The organism is Pollutimonas bauzanensis, from assembly GCF_040393045.1.
Taxonomy (GTDB): Bacteria; Pseudomonadota; Gammaproteobacteria; order Burkholderiales; family Burkholderiaceae_B; genus Pollutimonas; species Pollutimonas bauzanensis_A.
The window spans coordinates 1-21,082 of the sequence record NZ_JBEBUX010000048.1 but is presented as its reverse complement, the minus strand read 5'-3'; the positions used below and the strand labels follow the sequence as shown (position 1 = coordinate 21,082).

The following is a 21,082-nucleotide window of genomic DNA, read 5'->3' as shown; positions in this document are numbered from 1 at the left end:
CATCGACTCCAGTTTTTACTTGGCGACCACGGTCGGCGTTTTGCGCGACTTGGGCATTTCAATAAAGATTTCGCTGCCTTGCGGCTTGCGGCCAAATAAGCCGGATTCAGACACGCCCCCCGAGCAACCATTACCGAAACTAAAGCCACAGCTACCTTTTTCGTTAAAACTGTCTTCCACCATTTCCTTGTGGCTGGACGGAATGACAAAACGATCTTCGTAGTTGGCAATAGCCATGATCTGGTACATATCTTCGACCGTGACAGCGTCAAGCCCTACCGCATTGAGTACCGCGGTATCCGTTACACCGTGCACGGTTTCAGAGCGCTTGTAGGCGCGCATCGCCAGCATGCGCTTGAGCGCACTTACCACGGGTTCTTCCTTGCCTGCGGTAAGAAGGTTTGCCAAATAGCGCACTGGAATACGCAGGCTGTCCACATCGGGAATAACACCGTTGGTTCCGAATGTGGTGTGCGGCATGCGGCCGGCCTCGGCTGCCGACTGTATCGGCGAAAGCGGTGGTATATACCAAACCATGGGCAGGGTGCGGTACTCGGGATGCAACGGGAACGCGACTTTCCATTGGCACGCCATTTTGTATACCGGTGACTTGCGCGCCGCGTCGAGCCAGCTTTCGGGAATACCCTGCTTGCGCGCTTCTGCGATGACCTCTGGAGAGTGCGGATCGAGAAACAGGCCAAGCTGTTGTTCGTACAAGTCCTGTACATCGGGCGTAGCGGCAGCGCGTTCGATTTGATCAGCGTCGTACAGCATGACGCCAAGGTAGCGGATTCGGCCTACGCAAGTTTCGGAACATACTGTCGGTTGGCCTGCCTCGATACGTGGATAACAAAACGTACACTTCTCGGCCTTGCCACTTTGCCAGTTGTAATAGATTTTCTTGTACGGACAGCCAGAAATACACATCCGCCAGCCGCGGCATTTATCCTGATCGACCAAGACGATGCCATCGTCCTCGCGCTTGTAGATGGAGCCCGAAGGACAGCTTGCCACACAGGTGGGATTCAAGCAGTGCTCACACAAGCGGGGCAGATACATCATGAAGGTATTTTCGAAGGTCGAATACATTTCCTTCTGTACACCTTCAAACAGGGCATCCTTGCCGCGCGCGCTGAATTCACCGCCGAGGTCATCTTCCCAGTTGGGGCCCCATACTATCTTTTCCATCTTCTTTCCGGTCAGCACTGATATTGGCCGTGCTGTCGGTGGCGTCTGGCTTAATGGGGCATTCTGTAGATGTTCGTAATCGTAGGTAAACGGCTCGTAGTAATCGTCTATTTGAGGCAGGTTTGGATTGGCGAATAAATTGGCCAATATCTGCAGTTTTCCGCCCTGGCGCGGCTGCAACTTTCCGCTGTGCGTACGCGCCCAGCCGCCGTTCCATTTAGCCTGATTCTCCCATTCTTTCGGGTAGCCTACCCCTGGCTTGGTCTCGACGTTATTGAACCAGGCGTACTCAACGCCATCGCGGCTTGTCCAGACATTCTTGCAAGTGACCGAGCAGGTATGGCAGCCTATGCACTTGTCCAGGTTCAGGACCATGCCGATTTGCGCACGGATTTTCATTTTTGAGCTCCTTCTGCCATGGCATCTTGTTCGAGCGGGCCTTCCATCCAATCAATTTTCGTCATCTTGCGCAGCACCACGAATTCGTCGCGATTGCTGCCCACGGTGCCGTAGTAGTTAAAGCCATAGGCCTGCTGGGCGTACCCGCCTATCATGTGAGTCGGCTTGAGTACCGCCCGAGTCACCGAGTTATGGATACCGCCGCGTTTACCGCTGGTTTGCGCGCCCGGCACGTTCACGATCTTTTCCTGCGCGTGATACATCAGGCACATGCCCACCGGCACTCGCTGACTGACCACCAACCGGGCGGTGACCACACCATTAATGTTGAAGACCTCCACCCAGTCGTTGTCGACCAGGCCGGCCTGCTTGGCCTCGATTTCCGAGATCCAGACATGCGGCCCGCCACGGCTGAGCGTGAGCATGCGCAAGTTGTCGGAATAGGTACTGTGTATGCCCCATTTTTGATGCGGCGTAATCCAGTTGAGCACGAGCTCGTGCTCTCCGTTAGGGTAGCGATTCAGCATCGGCTGCACAGTCTTGGTATCGACAGCAGGCTTGTAAACACAGAAACCTTCGCCGAAATCCAGCATCCAGCGATGATCCTGATAAAACTGCTGACGGCCAGTAAGCGTGCGCCAAGGTATCAGTTCATGCACATTGGTGTACCCGGCGTTGTAGCTGACTTCCTCGCTTTCCACGCCAGACCACGTCGGTGATGAAATAATTTTGCGCGGCTGCGCTTGAATGTCTCGAAAACGAATTTTGTCGTGCTCGCGGCCTGCGGCAAGATGTTCGTGGTCGACACCCGTAATGTTGCTCAGCGCCTTCCAGGCCTTGACCGATACGTGGCCATTGGTTTCTGGCGCCAAGGTCAATATCATTTCGGCGGCGTCGATAGCGGTATCCAGCCGCGGCCGACCCTGGCTTACGCCGGGCTCAAGCACAAGCTTGTTGGAGCCGCCCAGGTCCTTGACTTCGTGCTCGGTATTCCAGTTGATTCCCTTACCGCCGTTGCCGAGTTTGTCCAGCAGCGGACCAACAGAAGTGAACTTACGATAAATGTCTTGATAATTGCGCTCGACCACCGTCATGGCGGGCGCTGTTTTGCCTGGAATCAAGTCACATTCGCCATGCTTCCAGTCACGGGGTTCGAAAGGCTGGCCCAGTTCTCCGGGGGTATCGTGCATGAGCGGTGTCAAAACGATGTCTTTGCGCACACCAAGATAGGCTCCGCCGATTTCGGTAAATTTTTTCGCCAGAAGTTTATATATTTCCCAGTCCGTCTTGCTTTCCCAAAGGGGTTGCACTGCCTCGCTCAAGGGATGGATGAAAGGATGCATGTCAGACGTATTGAGGTCGTCTTTTTCGTACCATGTTGCGGTCGGCAACACGATATCGCCATACAAACAGGTGGTGCTCATGCGAAAATCCAGGACGGTGAGCAAGTCGAGCTTGCCTTGAGCGGCCTCTTCCTGAAAACGTACCTCGGATGGCTTTATGGCGTTGCTTTCATCACTGAAAACAGCGTTTTGCGTACCTAGTAGATACTTAAGAAAGTATTCATGGCCCTTGCTGCTGGAGCCCAGCAAATTGGAACGCCATACAAACATGTTGCGCGGGAAGTTGGCGGGATTATCCGGATCATCGCAACTCATGCTCAGCGTGCCGCTTTTCAGGCCTTCTACCGCGTACGTGATTGGATCCACGCCTTTTGTGCCGGCCTGGTCAGCAATATCCAGCGGATTGGTTTCAAGCTGAGGCGCCGATGGCAACCAACCCATGCGTTCGGACTTGGCGTTTAAATCGATAAGGCTGAGCTTATTGTAATTGGCCTGATCCGTAGTCGGAGCCAAAACTTCGCTTACAGCCAGTTGCTCGTGGCGCCATTGGCTGCTATGAGCATAGAAAAACGAGGTGCCGTTCATTTGGCGTGGCGGACGCGACCAATCAAGCGCAAATGCCAGAGGCGCCCAACCCGCTTGAGGACGCAGCTTTTCCTGACCCACGTAATGCGCCCAACCGCCACCGCTTTTTCCCACGCATCCGCACATAACCAGCATATTGATGATGCCGCGATAGGCCATATCCATGTGATACCAGTGGTTCAAGCCGGCACCCACAATCACCATGGACTTGCCCTGCGTATCGTGGGCGTTCTGGGCGAATTCACGCGCCACCTGTATGACACTTTCGCGCGGTACGGTGGTATGTTTTTCCTGCCATGCTGGCGTATAGGGCACATCGTCGTTGAAGTCAGTGGCCACATTAGGGCCGCCCAAACCGGCATCCACGCCGTAGTTCGCCATTTGCAAGTCATATACGGTGGCTACAAGCGCACTGCTGCCATCAGCAAGCGTCAAACGCCGGGTCGGAATGCGTCGAAACAAGACATCGTTGTGTTCGCTACCGAAATAAGGGAAAGCCACCTCGGTAACGAGGTCGTACGCGTTCATAAGGCTAAGCCGCGGGACAATGGCCTGGCCGTTGGCGGCATCCTTGAGCTCCAGATTCCAGCGCCCTGCCTTGCCGTCCGACCCAGCGGTATTCTCGCCCCATCGCAACCCGATCGAACCATTCGGTGCAACCAGGTCGCCACTAAGATCGTCGATGACTAGTGTTTTCCACTCTGGGTTGTTCGCCTGGCCCAGATTATTGTGCAAGTGTGAGGCACGCAGGAAGTGATCCGGCACAAGCCTGCCGTCGCGTTCTTTGAGCAGAACCAACATGGGCATGTCGGTGTACTGTCGGGCGTAATCACGGAAGTAATCCGATTTACCCGACAGGTGAAATTCCTTGAGAATGACGTGGCCCATCGCCATGGCCAGCGCCGCATCGGTGCCCTGTTTGGGCGCAAGCCAAATGTCCCCGAACTTGACCATTTCACCGAAATCACTGGATACCGCTACTGTCTTGGTACCTTTGTAGCGAACCTCAGTGTAAAAATGCGCATCGGGCGTGCGGGTTTGGGGCACATTCGAACCCCACACCATAAGATAGGTGGAGTTGTACCAGTCGGCCGATTCGGCCACATCGGTTTGTTCACCCCAAATCTGTGGGCTGGCCGGCGGCAGGTCACAATACCAATCATAAAAACTCAGGCATACGCCACCGATAAGGCTTAGGTAGCGTGAGCCAGCGGCATAGCTGACCATGCTCATTGCAGGAATTGGAGAGAAACCGATTACGCGATCAGGACCAAATTTTTTGATGGTATACGCGTTGGCTGCGGCAACGATTTCCATCGACGTTTCCCAGTCGGCACGTACGAAACCACCGAGACCACGCACGGACTTGTAGTGGCGCGCTTTTTCCGGATCCTGGCTAATCGATGCCCAGGCAGCGATAGGGTCGAGCGTTTTACGGGCTTCGCGCCACAGTGCCATCAAGCGTCCCCGAATCATGGGGTACTTGACGCGCTGCGCCGAATACACATACCAGCTATATGACGCACCACGTGGACAACCACGCGGCTCGTGATTGGGAAGATCAGGGCGGGTGCGTGGGTAATCCGTTTGCTGCGTTTCCCAGGTGATCAAGCCGTTCTTGACGTAGATTTTCCAGGAGCAGGAGCCGGTACAGTTAACACCATGTGTGGAACGAACGACTTTATCGTGCTGCCAGCGGCTGCGATAGGCATTTTCCCACTTTCGGTCTTCATTGACGACTTCGCCGTGCCCTCCTGAGAACGTGGATTGGACGCGCGACATGAATTTCAGTCGATCGAGGAAGTGGCTCATTCATTTCTCCATGGCTGCCGAGAAGCTCAGCGTGGCATATATGTGTGTACAGATACTGTAGTGACTGATAGGGCAACATGCCTATTCATCCCTTTGAGAAGGCAGCGACGGCAAGGGGACTAGTGCGTATAGGTCGAATGGCGTAGTCACTTGCCGTATTCCTTACCTTGCTAGCATGGCATTGCGGCATTCTTGCGCGCATAAAACCACCACGTAATGCCCACGCAAGTGAGATAAAAGGCAATAAAGCAGAGCAGCGCGGCAGAGGCGCCGCCGGTGAGTTCAAGGGATGTACCGAAGCTGCGGGGAATAAAGAAACCGCCGTAGGCACCGATCGCCCCCGAAAACCCCAGCACGGCAGCTGACTCTTTACTGGCATCGACCACCGCTTGCCGTTGCGCTTGGTCGCCTTTGCCACGAGCCTCGCGTTGGCGTTCGGTCAGGAAAATGACTGGAATCATGCGGAATGTCGAGCCGTTGCCAACGCCGGTCAGCGCAAACAAGACAATGAACATGGCCAGAAAGCCTGAAAAGTTACCGGCCTGACCCTGTGCAGGTATGAATACCAGCACGCCCAGCACTGCCATAATCATGCAAATAAACGTGTACAAAGTGACTCGCGCGCCGCCCACTTTGTCAGAAACCCAACCACCTACAGGCCTGGTCAACGAGCCCACCAAAGGTCCCAAAAAAGCATAGGTCATGGGATTGACATCTGGAAACACCGTTTTCGTCAGCATGGCAAAGCCCGCCGAGAACCCGATAAAGGAGCCGAAGGTGCCCACATACAGCCAACACATTAGCCAATTATGTTTGCGCTTGAAAATAACGGCCTGATCGGCAAATGATGCGCGGGCATCGGCAATATCGTTCATTCCAAACCACGCAGCCACCGACGCCGCCAGGATTACCGGAACCCAGACAAAACCTGCATTCTGCAACCAGAGGCTGCGCTCTGCCCCATCAACGGTATAGTGTTGCGGTTCGCCCCCTAGCGCGCCAAATACGCCGACAGATATCACCAGGGGTACGATAAACTGCACCACAGAAACACCCAAATTGCCAACGCCCGCATTCAAGCCCGTTGCGAAGCCCTTCTTCGATTTGGGAAAAAAGAAACTGATATTGGACATGCTTGAGCTGAAATTAGCCCCGCCCAGTCCGCACAAGAGTGCAAGCACCAGTAAGGTGGGATATGACGTGGTGGGGTCGCGCAATGCGAAACCCATGCCCAAAGCGGGAATCAGCAGCGAAGCCGTAGAAATTGCCGTCCAGCGCCGCCCACCAAAAATCGGTACCAAAAAAGAATAAAAAATTCGCAGGGTCGCACCGGATAACGCCGGTAGCGCTGTGAGCCAGAACATCTGATTTTTAGAAAACTGAAAGCCGGCCCTGTCCAGGTTCACCACCACCACGCTCCACAACATCCAGATGCAGAACGCCAGCATCAACGCGGGGATGGATATCCAGAGGTTGCGATGCGCAACCCGCGAGCCGGTTTTCTCCCAGAACGCGGCGTTCTCGGGTTCCCAACGGCTCAAAGTTTGACTCGTCATTTTTATACTCGCTGAAAAATTTGGGTGATAGGCACTGCCGTGATGTTTAGAATCAGGCGGGAGCGCTCAAAGCGGAACTGGCGCCTTTCTGACGTTGCTGCGGACGAAAACTGAAGTGCATCCATACCAGCGAGACGCAGACCGTGCCATACAGCAACATGAAACAACTGGAACGAACGCCAGTCAGGTCAAGCAACACACCGAACATAATGGGCAAGACGAAGCCGCCAAGCCCGCCGGCCAGGCCAACCACACCCGAGACCGCGCCGATGTTGTCGTCGAAGTCATCAGAGATAAATTTGAATACCGAGGCCTTGCCTATTGCCGTAGCGATGCCGACAATAAACATCAACACGGTGAACAGCGTTGGACTGAGCGCTATCTGAAAAGTCTGGGGGCCCGTCGCCGTCTGGATGGTGAATTCCGTTTGGGGGTAGCTGAGAATGAAAAATGCCACCCAGCACACCCACATGACCCACCACGTTGTCTTGTATGCGCCGTAGCGGTCAGAAACCCACCCGCCCACTGCCCGCAACACACCGCCGGGCAAGGAGAAGCAGGCCGCCAGGAATGCCGCGACCTGGATGTCGAAGCCATATTCGCCGACGTAATATTTGGTCATCCATAACGCCAAAGCGACATAGCCCCCGAACACGACGGAGTAGTATTGGCAATAGCGCCATACGCGGGGATCCTTGAGCACCCTCATTTGCTCTCCGAAGCCAACGCTCTTGCCGACATTGTGCGCAGGATTTGTGGCAGAAAACAGCCAGAACAGCACAGCGGTTACCAGCAAAGCCACTGCATAGACTTTCGGAACAATCGTCCAGGCTCCGCCGGCAGCGATGATGAGAGCGGGCGCTGCAAACTTGGTAATTGCGGATCCGGAATTGCCTGCGCCAAACACCCCCATGGCGAACCCTTGCTTGCTTCGCGGGAACCAGCGTGCGACATATGGCGTTCCCACCGAAAACGAACCGCCCACCAAACCAACGAAAAGCGCCAGCACCAGAAATTGCCAATACGTTGTCGCATAAGCCATAAGCCATATCGGCACGACGGCAATCAGCATGGTCAGGAAGAAAACAATACGACCGCCATACCGGTCGGTCCAGATGCCAAGCGGCACCCGGATTAACGAACCCGTAAGGACGGGCATGGCCGCCAGGAGGCCGAACTCGGTCTCGGTCAGGTTTAGCTGCGTTTTAATGGGAATTCCCAGCACCGCGAACATCATCCACACTGCGAAGCAGACTGTGAAGGCGAACGTGCTGGAAGCAAGCACGGATATGGCTTTCCGGGAGCCAACGGGAGAATTATTGCTCATGGTTTTCGCTGCCTTTCAGATCAAATGACCGGTAAGGCACAAGCTTAGACAGCACTACTTGCTGGGGCTATTCCCCACACGAACTGCATGAAAACATCAAGATGACTAGTTATTTGAGGTGAGGGAGCGTCACCCATGGGCGTCGCGAAGCCGCAGCGGCGGAGCGGAGACCCGCGGCTGAAGCTGATCGAAGAACGCGTCAAGCCCTTGATCCGCGCAGCCACCACGACAGCAAGCCAAAGTAACAAACAGATTCAATTTTGAAGACGGAAAGATTAACCGCCGCCTCAGTCAGTTATCACCAAAAATACGCGATTATCATCGAAAATAGCGATAACTACACTCTTTATCGGCCATTACAACCCTAACGAACACCTTGCTGCCAGCTTGCCTGAAGCCCTACCATAGCCCAGCCCAATGGTGAGGCACCCTTTAATCGAGCATGATCGTGACACAGACAACCCTGAGCCCCCTACCCTCGGCAACGGACGCCGCTCCTGGCTGGACCGTACAACAAATCGTGGATCTTTACGAGCTCCCCTTTCTAGACCTGGTATTTCGGGCGCAGATCGAGCATCGCAAGCACCATCAACCTAACGCGGTGCAGCTGTCCAGCCTGCTGTCCATCAAGACTGGCGGCTGTCCTGAAGACTGTTCCTACTGCCCACAGTCAGCACGTTACGACACGGGTTTGGAGCAAGACGCACTGATGCCGCTGGATGCCGTCATTGACGCCGCTGAACAGGCAAAGGCAGCCGGCGCCCAACGCTTCTGCATGGGCGCGGCATGGCGTTCCCCTACCGCCCGCCAACTGGATTCCGTGATCGAGATGGTTACGGCGGTCAAAGCCATGGGGCTTGAAACCTGTGTCACGCTGGGTATGCTCAAGCAAGGCCAAGCCCAGCATTTGCGCGATGCCGGCCTAGACTACTACAACCATAATCTCGATACCTCGCCGGAATTCTATGGCAGCATTATTTCCACCCGCACGTATCAAGACCGTCTGGACACACTGGAACAGGTACGTTCGGCAGGGATCAATGTCTGTTGCGGCGGCATCATCGGGTTAGGCGAATCGCGCCGGGAGCGCGCCGGCCTGATTTCCCAACTGGCCAACCTCACCCCCTACCCCGAATCGGTACCAATCAATAACCTGGTCAAGGTCGCAGGCACGCCGCTTAGCGACACACCGCCTGTGGATCCTTTCGAGTTCGTGCGCACTGTCGCCATAGCGCGCATTACTATGCCCAAGGCTGTCGTTCGCTTATCAGCGGGCCGCGAAGCCATGGACGATGCCTTACAAGCGCTTTGCTTCATGGCGGGTGCAAACTCTATCTTCTACGGCGATAAGCTACTTACCACAGGCAATCCTCAGTTACTCGCGGACGAAGCGCTATTCGAGCGGCTCGGCCTTACCCCGGCAGGACAGGGCTTCCCATGTACACCTTGATTATTAGTGTGGCCTGCAGCGTAGCTGTATCGGTACTGTTGAAAATAGCACGTCGACAAAATATACAGATAGAACAAGCCATTGCCGTGAACTACGTCGTCGCGGCCAGCCTTTGCCTGCTCATTTTGCGTCCACAGCCCGCAGCACTGCTTAGCCCGACCACCCCGTGGTGGGTGCTGATCGCGTTGGGCGTACTGCTGCCAAGCATCTTTCTGGCTATGGCGGGCGCCGTACGTCACGCCGGCATCGTACTCAGCGATGCAGCTCAGCGGCTTTCGCTATTTATCCCCTTGATCGCCGCCTTCGTCCTATTTGGCGAAGCCCTTTCAGCCAGCAAAGCAGCAGGCATAGCCCTGGCCCTGGTGGCGCTGGCGTGTCTTTTGGCTAGAAAGCGCCAGCCAGACTCAACGGGCGATGCGCGCCGGGGAGCAGCGTTGCTTCTGCTGGTATGGCTGGGTTACGGCACCATCGACATCTTGTTCAAGCAGCTTGCCAAAAGCGGCGCCGCGTTCTCAAGCAGCCTGTTTGTTGCCTTTGCTTTGGCGGGTGTGCTGATCTTCTTGTATTTGCTGGCAAAGCGCAGCGTATGGACGCGTCGCAACGTGGTCGCGGGCGCCGTACTGGGTTTGCTGAATTTCGGAAACATCTATTTTTATATCCGCGCCCATCAGGTATTTCCACAAAACCCAACCCTGGTTTTCTCAGCCATGAACATAGGCGTGATTTCCTTGGGCACCCTTGTCGGCGCAGGATTCTTCAAAGAAAAGCTGTCATGGGTGAACGCCTTGGGGATCGCCCTGGCTATCACCGCTATCGTTGTCCTGATTCCAAAATAAGCCCCCCCCCCCCACCCCGGCTCGCCAGCTTATGGCGCCGGGGCCGACGCGGGCTGTACCGGTGGCTCGAGCTCTTCTTCCGGCACCGGGTCATGCGATACATCACTTTCGATATCGACCCGGGGATCAAGCACCGCGACTACGTTCGAACTTTGCAAGCTATCGGACATAGGCACAAAATGCGTGGGCGCATCTTCGCTTAAGTTGGCACCGGTAACACGTTGCGGACGCACAAAGACGACCAGGATGAGCGCACAAGCCGACACGAAAACGAAATAGACACTGGGGTTCAGTTCGCGCATCAAGAGGCCGGCAATCAAAGGCCCCGCACAGGCGCCCAGGCCATACACCATGTACAAAATGGCGCTTAGGCCAACCCGCCGCTCTGGATCAACGTTGTCATTTGCAAACGCCGCACCCAAGGGGTAGAGCGTAAACTGCAAAATGCCAAAGGCACAGGAAAACAGTAAAAGCGCCCAATAGGGGAAGGTCCACCAACCCCAAAGCGGAATAGACACTAGCGACAGGAGAAGCGCGTTCAAGCGTATCATTCCCACGCGGTCTATGCGGTCGGCCAACCAGCCTACCGGCCATTGAAATAGCAACCCGGAAGCGACCGCAGCCGCCAGGAATATGGCCACCTGATTACTGGACAAGCCCTGCTTGGCCGCATAGACCGGGGCCAGGCCATAGAAAGCGCCGATTATCGTCCCCGCCACAAACAGCACCGTCAGGGACAACGGCACCCGCGACATATAGTATTTAATCTGGATGGGAGCAGGGACCTGCAAAGCCGGATGTGAACGGCGCGTCAAGGCGACCGGCACAAGGCATAGCGCAGAACAGATCGCCACAAAAATAAGCGGCTCGTAATTAAGCCTGGGAAACAGGGTTAGCGCCAATTGGCCCAGTACAGTTCCCAGGCTGGAACAAACCATATAGAAAGCAAAGACTCGGCCGCGCTGGTGATTTTCGGTTTGCTCATTCAGCCAGCTTTCCAGCACCATGAACTGCGTCACCATGGCAACGCCCGCAATGAAGCGAAAGCCCAGCCATACCCAAAGGTTGTCCACCAGGGCCAGGGCCAGGACCGTAACGGTCACGATGGCGGCGGTGGCTGAATAGGCGCGTATATGGCCCACACTGATTATGACTTTGTGGCCTATGCGCGCCCCAAACACCAGCCCCAGGTAATACACGGCAATCAAAGCGCCGATCCAGACTTCCGATACTGAAACCGCCGTCAGCCGCAAGCCCAGATAGGTATTGAACAGCCCCGATCCAATCAATAGCAACAATGTCGCCAGATAAAGCGAAAAAAAACCAGCGACCATCTTTAGCATTTATGTACGGGGCTCCGACCCTGAAACTACCCTAGCTGACCCAAAAGCGTCTGGGCATCACTGATTTCAAATTGCCCGCCTTGCTCCACATTCAATTGCTTGACGACACCGTCTACGATCAATGCGGAATAGCGTTGTGAACGCACGCCCAGTCCTTTTGCCGTCAAGTCTAGTTCCAGACCCAACTGGCGTGTCCAGGTGCCGCTGCCATCAGCCAGCATACGCACTCGTCCATTTACGCCTTGGTCACGTCCCCAAGCACCCATGACGAAGGGGTCATTTACCGCCACGCACCAAATTTCGTCGACGCCCTTGGCTTTTAGCTGCTCGTTCAGTTCGACATAGCCGGGCAGATGCTTGGCAGAGCATGTGGGCGTAAACGCGCCAGGCACAGCAAACACGGCAATGGTTTTTCCTTTGGTCAGATCGGCCACTTGGAAATTATTGGGGCCTATCGCGCAGGTTTCAGTTGCTGTTTCAATAAATTCGCCCAGGGTGCCGTCTGGCACGCGATCACCGACTTGAATAGACATAAGCGTTCTCCGTTGATAGTGCTGATAAAGGGGAACGGCGCCTGAAAGACGCCATCAGTAACCGCCATCATACGCTGACCACGTTTCAATTATGGCGCTGCGTCATATGCAAATGACAAAACAATCCGGCTTATTAACCATTTCGTAACGATTAACCCGCAGAATATGTGGCATCCTTGCACCATAAGAAAACCTGGAGCAATAAAGACTAATTTGCATCGCTATATAAAAACAGGGAGTTTACTTTGATACTACCCAAACTATCCGCCGCCATCCTCGCTATGTCATTGTTGGGCAGCGCCTATGCCGCTTCCAGTCTTGAAGAAGAAATTTCACTGGATCAATGGGTGCTGATGTCCGGCGCCACCAACGGTGCAGCCGATGCCGCAGGCGCCACAGAAGAAGATCGAAAGAAGCACCGCATAACGGCCAGAAACAACCTGGTACGCTATGCCGCGGAACATGGCATAGCCCTAAGCCAATTTGACGCCCTGTTCGAGCTTGGCATGCTGGAAGGCAAGAAACTGGTTACAGCCAGGCCAGTAAAAGACACCGCCAAACTCCAGACCCTGATGAACGGCTTTCATCGCGACAAAAGCATTCTGTACCAGGACGTGGAAAAAGCGCTGAGCCACACCTGATCATGCTAGTGGAATTGCGTATATCATAGGGCTGTCATTAAGCCTTTTTCATATACCGCAATGAGCAATACTTCTACTGGCCAAGCCGTTCTCAGCCACCTCGACGAATCGGGCCAGATCCGCATGGTGGATGTCGGCGATAAAGCAAATACCCAGCGTACAGCAATTGCCGAAGGCCGCGTACGCATGAGCGCTGTCGCCTACAAGCTGCTGTCAGCCCAGGAAAACGCCAAGGGCGAAGTGCTTAACACCGCCCGCGTTGCCGGCGTGCTGGCAGCCAAGCGTTGCGCCGAACTTATTCCCTTGTGCCACAGCCTGCCGCTAAGCTTTGTTGGCATCGAATTCTTCCCAGACGATGCTGACCATAGCATTACGGTCAGGTCTACCTGCCGCACCGATTACAAAACCGGCGTCGAGATGGAAGCCATGACAGCATGCAGCATTGCGGCATTGACCATTTACGACATGTGCAAGGCAGCCGATAAAGGCATTGTGCTGGAACATATCCAGCTGCGTTACAAGTCAGGAGGTAAAAGCGGTGAGTGGCGCAATGATTAACGTTCTGTATTTTGCACACGTGGCAGAGTTGACCAAAACACGTGAAGAACAGTGGCCGCTGCCCCAGGCGCTGACCGGCGCCGACTGGCTTGCGCAACTGGAGTTGCGTTACCCGCAACTGTCGCCTATAAAAAGGCTGAAACTTGCCGTCAACCAATACCACGTCGGGCACGACAGCCTGATCAAGCCGGGCGACGAGGTCGCCGTATTCGAGCCTGTTACCGGAGGATAGGTCATGGTCATCGTACAAGAGGCTGACTTTGACGTTGCAGCCTTAATGGAGCGCTTGCGCGCAAATACCGAAGGGAAAGCCGGAGCCATCGTTACCTTCACCGGTTACGTTCGCGATTACGCCGAAACTGCGGCCACTCGGTCCTTATTCCTGGAACACTATCCGGGCATGTGTGAACGAGAAATCGAGGCCCTTTGCGCCACCGCGCAATCACGCTGGGACATTCTGGATTGCCTGGTCGTTCACCGCGTAGGCGAATTGCAGCTGAAAGAACAAATTGTTTTTGTTGCCACTGCCAGCGCGCATCGCGGCGATGCTTTCGCTGCTTGCGAATTCCTTATCGACGCCCTAAAAACCCGAGCGCCGTTCTGGAAACGCGAAACGCTGGCCAACGGCGAGCAGTTTTGGGTTCAACAACGCGAAGCCGACAACCAAAAAACCGAACAATGGGACACTCCCGCCCAGGCCTGAGGGAAACGAATGAGCAAAGCCGATAGCAGCAAACCTTCCATTTCATTGAACTGCGCCGTACTGACTATTTCCGACTCGCGTAATGCCTCGAACGACACATCGGGCGACTATCTGGTTGAAAGTGTCATGGCAGCCGGACACCGATGCGAAAAGCGCGCCATCAGTTCGGGCGATCTATACCAAATACGCAAAATCATCAGCGATTGGATTGCCGACGATACGATTCAGATCATTCTGACCAACGGCGGCACGGGCTTTACCCATCAAAAATCCACTGCTGCGGCGATTACCCCGCTGCTGGACCAGAACATCACCGGCTTTGGCGAATTATTCCGCCATCTTTCTTATCTGGAAATCGGCACATCGAGCCTGCAGTCCGACGCTTTTGCCGGTTCGGCCAACGATACCCTGGTCTTTTGCATGCCCGGCTCGACCAATGCCTGCAGGACCGCCTGGGATGGCATTATCAAAGAACAACTCGACAGCACCCACAGGCCATGCAACTTCGGCACTCACTATCGCGCCGACACATAGTTAACGCTGCCAGCGTTTAGCTGGCTTTCCTTTTGACCTTTCTATTTTTTGTGGTTTCACCATGCTTGATTTCGATGTCGCCCAGTCTCGTCTTGCTGCCGCCGGCAAGCCCCCAAGCATCAGCGAAAGCTGCCCACTACGCCAGGCCCGGGGCCGCGTTCTGGCGCAAACCTTGTTTGCCACGCTAGACTTGCCTCCCGCCGACAATAGCGCGATGGATGGCTATGCGATCCGCTATGCCGACTATGCGCCCGGCAAGCGCTTTCCCATTCAACAGCGTTGCTTTGCAGGCGAACGACCCGAGGCGCTGCAACCTGGCAATGCAATCCGCTTGTTCACGGGCAGCGTCATACCACAAGGCGCCGACACGGTCGTCATGCAAGAAGACGGCGTTGAAACCGACAACGAATTTGAAATCAAGGTTGCGCCCATCAAAGGCGCACATGTACGCTATCAGGGCGAAGACGTTCGCACAGGAGACCAGTTCCTGCCTAAGGGCACGTTGATACGCGCTGCGGAAATCGCGCTGCTGGCGTCCCAGGGTTATGCGGAAGTGACGGTGTACTCCCGTTTGAAGGTCGGCATCCTGACCACGGGCGACGAACTGATTCTGCCGGGGCAGCCGCGCACTACCGAGCAAATTTACAATTCCAACGGGCCCATGTTGGCCGGCATGGTCGAAAACATGGGGGCCGAGGCAGTGCATGTTCTGCACGCCATGGATACGCATGAGTCGTTGCAAGCGGCATTTGCAACACTGCTCGCCGACTGCGACTTGGTGTTGACGGTGGGCGGGGTTTCAGTAGGCGAGAAGGACCTGGTGAAGCCGACCATAGAGGCGCTGGGCGGTACGATGGATTTGTGGCGTGTGCGCATGAAACCTGGCAAGCCTGTCGCGTTGGCACATGTGCAAGATAAGCCTATTGTTTGCTTGCCGGGAAATCCGGTGTCGGCGTTTGCTGTGTTTGCGGTCCTGGTATCGCCTTTGATCCGAAATATGCAGGGACGCGCGCAAGTGTTGCCAGCGTTGCAATATGGCAAGCTGGCGACGAAAAAAACGTTCAATGACAAGCGCGAGGAGTTCTTGCGGGTTCAGGCAGAATTCAACGCCCAGGGCTTAGGAGGGTTAAGTCCTTATCCCCTGCAAGGTTCGGGGATTATCAGTTCTTTGCCATGGGCAGGCGGCTTTGCGCGAATTCCGGCTGATACGATGGTTCAGGATGGGGATGTGGTGCCTTATTATGATCTGTTGCATTGGTTGAGCTAGGCTGATCAGGCAAGAGCAAACTCAGCAATGCCGCGATCAAGCACCGTGCTTCCGCGGGCCGGAACATCGCAACGAAAACGAACCGCGCCTGGCTCCTGCCACGCAAGAATCTCGAGTTCGTCTCCGGGGTATACGACGGCCGAAAAGCGCGCATCGAAGCGCTTCAGGCGCGCAGGATCGTTGTCGGCCAGCCTCCGGATCAGCTGATATGCGGCAATACCGTATGTACTCAATCCATGGAGTATGGGCCTGTCATAGCCCGCAGCCTGGGCCACCTCGGGTTCAACATGCAGCGGATTGAAGTCTCCGTTTAACCTGTACAACATAGCCAAGCAAGGTGCCGTCCGCGCTCGGATACGCATGTCGGGATCGCGCGCGGGCAAGGGGGGCAAGCTGGACGGCGGAGGTCGTTCGCCGCCAAAGCCGCCATCCGCCCTGCAGATCGCAAGCGAACGAATCTCACACAGCAACTCGTCTGTTTGTGCGTCGATCAAGTCGCGCACGGTAAACATGAAAGCGCCGGACTCCCTGCCCTTGTCATAGATTGCCTCGATACGCGTACGACCGATAACGACGGCCGACTCCTGCAGTGGCCGATGGATCTTCAGATACTGCTCGCCGTGAACAACCGATTCCCAGGTGACGCTCGAGTCGGGCTCACGTTGCCAGAACCCGGGGTTGGCCAGCGTCGTTGCGATCGTCGGCATAACCTTTAGGCGCTTTTCGTAAACGTAGTCCAAATGGCCCATCTCGGCCGGATCGCTGCCTATGCCCAGGCCAAGCGCATACAGCATGCAGTCCCGGGCATCATAGGTGTGTCGAATATCCTTGAATTTCCGTCCCATCAGGGCTTCATAGTCGAGCGTCACAGCCTTATTCTCCTTGCCAAACGGGATCGCGCTTTTCGATAAAGGCGCGGGCGCCCTCGTAGTAATCGTGGGTATTCTCGACAACTGCCAAGCCCTCCACCGACATGCTTCTGAGTTCAGCCTCGTCGGCATCGTAAGCACGCCGGGCAATCTGCAAGCTTTCGCGGACCGCGACAGGAGCATTCCCGGCAATCTGCTGGGCGAGCGTCAGAGACGCCTGATAGCTGTCACCTGCCGGCGCCAGCCTGTTTACCAATCCCAATGCATAGCCCCGATGCGCGTCAATACTATCGCCCGTAGCAATGAGTTCGTTCGCAATATGGCGCGGCAGAACCCGCGGCAAGCGATACAGGCCGCCTGCTCCCGCAATAATGCCGCGCTTGACCTCGGGCAACCCAAAGCGGGCTGTTTCACTGGCCACCACCAAGTCACATGCCAAAACCAATTCAAATCCACCGGCGACGGCGTACCCTTCAACAGCCGCGATCCACGGTTTGCTCTTTGATGCGAATACCAGGCCAGCAAAGCCCCCCGCCTCTGTTCGCAAGGAAGACCGCCGACCAGCGGCGACCTCCTTGAGGTCCGCTCCGGCGCAGAACACCCGGGCATCTGTACTGGCTAGTATGACGACTGCCACGGCAGTGTCACGCTCGGTCTGATCGACAACCCGGGCCAGAGCTTCAGTGATCTCCGCGTTGACGGCGTTTCTTGCTTCCGGCCGATTCAACGATACGACGACGATTCCCGACCCCGCCCATCGCACAAGTACAGGTCCCGTCGATACTTCTTCTAGCATATCCATGGATTCAGTTTCCAACGTACTTAGTTATCGATGGTAATAACGACTTTGCCAAGGGCGCCTCGCGCAGCGACAAACTCCAGAGCCTCGGCCGCTCGGTTCAGCGGATAGGCAGCACAAATAATGGGCCGGATAGCGCCCTTCTCATAGAGTGCGAAAAGCGCCTTCATGTTCTCGGCGTTGCGAACGGGTTCCTTGCGGCAGAACGCCCCCCAGAACACGCCTACAATCGCGCAGCCCTTGAGCAAGGGCAGGTTGAGCGGAATACGGGGAATATCACCTGCGGCAAACCCCACGACCAAAAAGCGGCCGTTCCATGCCATGCTCCTCAACGCAATTTCAGAAGTTTCTGCGCCCACTGGGTCATAGACCACATCCACGCCGCGGCCTTCGGTCAACGCCTTAATCTGATCGCGAAAATCGTCCCTGGTGTAATCCAGCACATGATCAGCGCCTTCGTCCAGGCAAAGCTGCCGCTTTTCTTCCGTGGATGCCGCCGCGAAAACGATCGCCCCCATGGCTTTCGCCAGTTGAATCGCAGCCAGGCCGACACCGCCGGCGGCGCCAAGGATCAACACCGTTTCGCCCGCCGCAAGCTGCGCCCTGTCTTTGAGCGCGTGATACGACGTGCCGTAGGTCAACAGGAAAGCGGACGCCTCGTCAAACCCCATGCCCTCAGGCATAGGCAAGGTACGCTCGACGTCTGCAATGGCTTCCTCGGCAAAGCCACCGTAGCCGATAGGCACGACCACCCTGTCGCCCACGCTGAATTCGGTTACGCCCGGCCCAACGCGCGCGACCACCCCTGCCACTTCAGATCCTGGACTAAAAGGCAGTTCCGGTTTGATCTGGTACTTTCCTTGAATGATGAGCGTGTCGGGAAAGTTGACCCCTGCGGCCTTCACCGCCACAACGATCTGCCCAGCCTTGGGCACGAGCGGCGCGATCTCTTCCAGTTGCAGGCTCTCTGGCCCGCCGAATTGCTTGCAAAGTAAAGCTTTCACCACTATATCCTTTAGGTTGCGGTAGGCGTGCCGCCGATGATGCCGGCTGCTTCCCATTGTGTCAGTGCTTCTTGCGACGCACCCAAATAGGTGGTCAAGATTTCCTCGGTATGCTCGCCTATGGTTGGCGGGCCGAGCGAATAAGATACGATAGATTCCGAAAACTTCAACGGGTTGGCAACTATCGGCGTCCAGCCCTTCTGCGGATGCACCACCCGCGCCTCAAGCCCCCGGGAAGCTACCTGCTCGTCTGCGAACACATCAGCCATGTTGTTGATGGGTCCGCACGGCACGCCAGCGTCGCGCAATAAGGCGAGGCACTGGTTGAGGCTGAGCCCGGCGAACTTTTCTTCGAACAGCGGAATCAGCACGTCCCGGTGGGCGACCCGCTCATGGTTGTCGCGAAACCGCGGATCTGCTGTCAGCGCCCCGAGATCCAGGGCTCGACACAGATTGAAGAATTGCGCATTGTTGTTCACCGCCACGACCAACGAGCCGTCCTGGCATGCGAAGGGCTGATAAGGGCAACTCAACGCCGAGACTGCACCGCTGGGCTTGGCCACATGGCCGCTGGCAAGATAGCTTGCCGGGACTATCGTCATGGCGGCAACCTGGCAGTCCATCAGGGCGACATCGATGTGCTGCCCTTTCACATTGCCCTTGAGCCTGTCTATCAGTGCCGTCGTGATGCCAACAATGGCATACAGCCCCGCCGTTACATCCGAAATCGGATGCCCGACGCGCTGCGGACCGCCCCCGGGAAGCCCCTCGACCCCTCCAGTTCCAGCCATCACCCCGCTCATTGCCTGGAAGACCAGGTCGTAGCCCGGCAGATCGCGATAAGGACCGGTCTGCCCAAAGCCGGTGATGGAGCAATAGATAAGATCCGGATTGACCTTCGAGAGGCTCTCGTAGTCGAGCTGGTACTTCTTGAGGGAACCCGCCTTGAAGTTCTCGACCAGTACGTCGCAATGGCGCACCAGTTCGCGAATAATAGCCTGCCCTTCGGGCTTGGAAAAATCAAGCGCCAAGGAGCGTTTGCCCCGATTGACTGCCGAGAAGCCAGAAGAGTCGACACCATTGCAACCCTCCGGCAAAGCCGGTTTGGTGCCGTGGAGCCGGGCTTCATCGCCCTCGACCGGCCGCTCTACCTTAATAATGTCCGCACCGAAATCAGCCAATGTCTGCGTCACGTACGGACCGGCGAGCACACGGCTCAGGTCAAGCACTTTAATTCCCGCAAGAGGACCCGGCCTGCTCACTTTTTGTCTCCCGCAAGACCATTTTCCTTAATGGAGCGGCCAATGATTTCATATTGCTCTTTAATCAATTTGGTGTAGTCATCGCTACCCTTGGGAATCGGATCAAGATTGAACTGCTTCAGACCTTCGATCATCTCTGGATCCTGCATCGCCGTCAGCAGGGAGGCCTCCAGCCTTCTAGCGATGGGTTCCGGCGTGCCAGCGGGCACCGCTATACCCATCCATGATTCGATAGCGACATCGTATCCTTGCTCTCGTACGGTAGGCACATCAGGCCAGGATGAAATGCGGTCGGCGCTGATGGAAGCAAGGATACGGATCTTGCCCGAGGCCATTTGCGGCAGCAAGTCGCCCGGCGGCTGGACGGTCGCCTGGACATTTCCGGATGCCAGCGCCAGCACAGCTTCCGAGCCAGACTTGTACAACACTTGCTCGAACTGTCCGCCGCTTTTCTTGCCCAGCTCAAACATGCCGATGTTGTTTGGAGAACCCGCCGCGCTAAAAAACACCGGCTTCTTCTTGGCCTCCGCCACAAGGTCTTCCACCGTTTTGTAGGGAGAATTCGCTTGCACGGCGATCGCGTAGGAGAAGCGCCCAAATCCGCCAATAAACTTAAAGTCGTCAGTGGTATAGGAAACAGGCGTCATATGCGGCACCACAACGATAGGCGCCATGGTGATCGAGCCCACGGTATAGCCGTCAGCGGGACCTTTGGCCACGTATCCCGCATTGATCGTCGCCTGCGCGCCGGGCTTGTTCACAATCACGATGGATTGGCCAAGGTCCTTTTCCATGATTCTGGCGAGCAACCGGGTTGCGACATCGCTGCCGCCGCCCGCGCTGTAGCCCACGGTCATGGTGATGGGACGGTTGGGATAATTCGTCGTCGACGTTGCCTGGGCGCTCGAAACGCTGCCCCCTATAGCAATAACAAGGGCGGCGCCAAATTTGAAACTGGCGTTAAGTAAATAGTGTTGCACGGTGTCTCCTCTGCAAGATGGAAAGTGGAAAGGGTTCTTATTGTTCAGTTCACTCGGGGCAGGTTCGCATCCTTGATTGCCTTGCCCATGATC

The 21,082-nt window shown here is 55.9% G+C and carries 19 protein-coding genes; 8 read left to right on the top strand and 11 right to left on the bottom strand.

Annotated elements, in window-relative coordinates; genetic code table 11:
• Positions 1 to 15: 15 nt before the first annotated feature.
• The 4 genes from narH to ABWO67_RS09580 all read right to left on the bottom strand — a co-directional run bounded on the left by narH (position 16) and on the right by ABWO67_RS09580 (position 8,210).
• Complete coding sequence (gene narH / locus ABWO67_RS09595; RefSeq protein WP_353150911.1) at positions 16 to 1,587, bottom strand: nitrate reductase subunit beta; 1,572 nt, start codon at positions 1,585 to 1,587, stop codon at positions 16 to 18.
• Complete coding sequence (locus ABWO67_RS09590) at positions 1,584 to 5,327, bottom strand: nitrate reductase subunit alpha (protein ID WP_353150909.1); 3,744 nt, start codon at positions 5,325 to 5,327, stop codon at positions 1,584 to 1,586. Before ABWO67_RS09590 ends, narH begins: the two co-directional genes overlap by 4 nt.
• A 170-nt stretch (positions 5,328 to 5,497) precedes the next feature.
• On the bottom strand, positions 5,498 to 6,883 hold the full coding sequence (locus ABWO67_RS09585) for a NarK family nitrate/nitrite MFS transporter (protein WP_353150906.1): 1,386 nt from the start codon (positions 6,881 to 6,883) through the stop codon (positions 5,498 to 5,500).
• Between the two features lie 52 nt (positions 6,884 to 6,935).
• Complete coding sequence (locus tag ABWO67_RS09580; protein WP_353150903.1) at positions 6,936 to 8,210, bottom strand: MFS transporter; 1,275 nt, start codon at positions 8,208 to 8,210, stop codon at positions 6,936 to 6,938.
• Positions 8,211 to 8,652: 442 nt separating this feature from the next.
• Between ABWO67_RS09580 and bioB the strand changes: the two genes are divergently transcribed.
• Positions 8,653 to 9,660 (top strand): biotin synthase BioB, encoded by a 1,008-nt coding sequence (gene bioB, locus ABWO67_RS09575; RefSeq protein WP_502929992.1) that lies wholly within the window; start codon positions 8,653 to 8,655, stop codon positions 9,658 to 9,660.
• A complete protein-coding gene (locus tag ABWO67_RS09570) occupies positions 9,648 to 10,496 on the top strand; it encodes a DMT family transporter (protein WP_353150900.1) in 849 nt (282 codons plus the stop codon). Before bioB ends, ABWO67_RS09570 begins: the two co-directional genes overlap by 13 nt.
• A 29-nt stretch (positions 10,497 to 10,525) precedes the next feature.
• On the opposite strand, the gene ABWO67_RS09565 is transcribed toward ABWO67_RS09570, so the two are convergent.
• Together ABWO67_RS09565 and ABWO67_RS09560 are read right to left on the bottom strand one after the other, a co-directional pair.
• A complete protein-coding gene (locus ABWO67_RS09565) occupies positions 10,526 to 11,839 on the bottom strand; it encodes an MFS transporter (RefSeq protein ID WP_353150897.1) in 1,314 nt (437 codons plus the stop codon).
• A gap of 26 nt (positions 11,840 to 11,865) precedes the next feature.
• Positions 11,866 to 12,372: a peroxiredoxin gene (locus tag ABWO67_RS09560; protein ID WP_353150895.1), complete on the bottom strand. Its 507-nt coding sequence runs from the start codon at positions 12,370 to 12,372 to the stop codon at positions 11,866 to 11,868.
• Between the two features lie 245 nt (positions 12,373 to 12,617).
• Here ABWO67_RS09560 and ABWO67_RS09555 point away from each other — a divergent pair, with 245 nt between their 5' ends.
• From ABWO67_RS09555 to ABWO67_RS09530, 6 genes are all read left to right on the top strand, one after another.
• Positions 12,618 to 13,013 carry a hypothetical protein gene (locus ABWO67_RS09555; RefSeq protein ID WP_353150892.1) on the top strand — a complete coding sequence of 132 codons (396 nt, stop codon included), beginning with the start codon at positions 12,618 to 12,620 and terminating at the stop codon, positions 13,011 to 13,013.
• A 60-nt stretch (positions 13,014 to 13,073) separates the two neighbouring features.
• Positions 13,074 to 13,571, top strand: a complete 498-nt coding sequence (gene moaC / locus ABWO67_RS09550) for a cyclic pyranopterin monophosphate synthase MoaC (RefSeq protein ID WP_353150889.1) — start codon at positions 13,074 to 13,076, stop codon at positions 13,569 to 13,571.
• Entirely contained in the window at positions 13,552 to 13,803 is a 252-nt protein-coding gene (locus ABWO67_RS09545) for a MoaD/ThiS family protein (protein ID WP_353150887.1), read from the top strand. Before moaC ends, ABWO67_RS09545 begins: the two co-directional genes overlap by 20 nt.
• A 3-nt stretch (positions 13,804 to 13,806) precedes the next feature.
• Positions 13,807 to 14,274, top strand: coding sequence for a molybdenum cofactor biosynthesis protein MoaE (locus ABWO67_RS09540; RefSeq protein ID WP_353150884.1), 468 nt, complete (start codon positions 13,807 to 13,809; stop codon positions 14,272 to 14,274).
• Between the two features lie 9 nt (positions 14,275 to 14,283).
• Positions 14,284 to 14,808: a molybdenum cofactor biosynthesis protein B gene (gene moaB / locus ABWO67_RS09535; protein ID WP_353150881.1), complete on the top strand. Its 525-nt coding sequence runs from the start codon at positions 14,284 to 14,286 to the stop codon at positions 14,806 to 14,808.
• 61 nt (positions 14,809 to 14,869) lie between these two features.
• Positions 14,870 to 16,075: a molybdopterin molybdotransferase MoeA gene (locus ABWO67_RS09530; RefSeq protein WP_353150878.1), complete on the top strand. Its 1,206-nt coding sequence runs from the start codon at positions 14,870 to 14,872 to the stop codon at positions 16,073 to 16,075.
• Between the two features lie 5 nt (positions 16,076 to 16,080).
• Here ABWO67_RS09530 and ABWO67_RS09525 read toward each other — a convergent pair whose 3' ends face one another.
• Genes ABWO67_RS09525 through ABWO67_RS09505 form a run of 5 tightly spaced genes read right to left on the bottom strand, consistent with a single transcriptional unit; the run spans position 16,081 to position 20,989 of the window.
• The gene (locus tag ABWO67_RS09525) at positions 16,081 to 16,944 is read right to left on the bottom strand and encodes a MaoC/PaaZ C-terminal domain-containing protein (RefSeq protein ID WP_353150875.1); all 864 of its coding nucleotides are present in this window, start codon (positions 16,942 to 16,944) and stop codon (positions 16,081 to 16,083) included.
• Positions 16,945 to 16,948: 4 nt separating this feature from the next.
• Entirely contained in the window at positions 16,949 to 17,746 is a 798-nt protein-coding gene (locus ABWO67_RS09520) for an enoyl-CoA hydratase-related protein (RefSeq protein WP_353150872.1), read from the bottom strand.
• A gap of 20 nt (positions 17,747 to 17,766) precedes the next feature.
• On the bottom strand, positions 17,767 to 18,747 hold the full coding sequence (locus tag ABWO67_RS09515; RefSeq protein WP_353150870.1) for an NADPH:quinone oxidoreductase family protein: 981 nt from the start codon (positions 18,745 to 18,747) through the stop codon (positions 17,767 to 17,769).
• A gap of 11 nt (positions 18,748 to 18,758) precedes the next feature.
• Positions 18,759 to 20,009, bottom strand: a complete 1,251-nt coding sequence (locus ABWO67_RS09510; protein ID WP_353150867.1) for a CaiB/BaiF CoA transferase family protein — start codon at positions 20,007 to 20,009, stop codon at positions 18,759 to 18,761.
• Positions 20,006 to 20,989, bottom strand: a complete 984-nt coding sequence (locus ABWO67_RS09505) for a Bug family tripartite tricarboxylate transporter substrate binding protein (protein WP_353150865.1) — start codon at positions 20,987 to 20,989, stop codon at positions 20,006 to 20,008. Before ABWO67_RS09505 ends, ABWO67_RS09510 begins: the two co-directional genes overlap by 4 nt.
• Between the last annotated feature and the right edge of the window lie 93 nt (positions 20,990 to 21,082).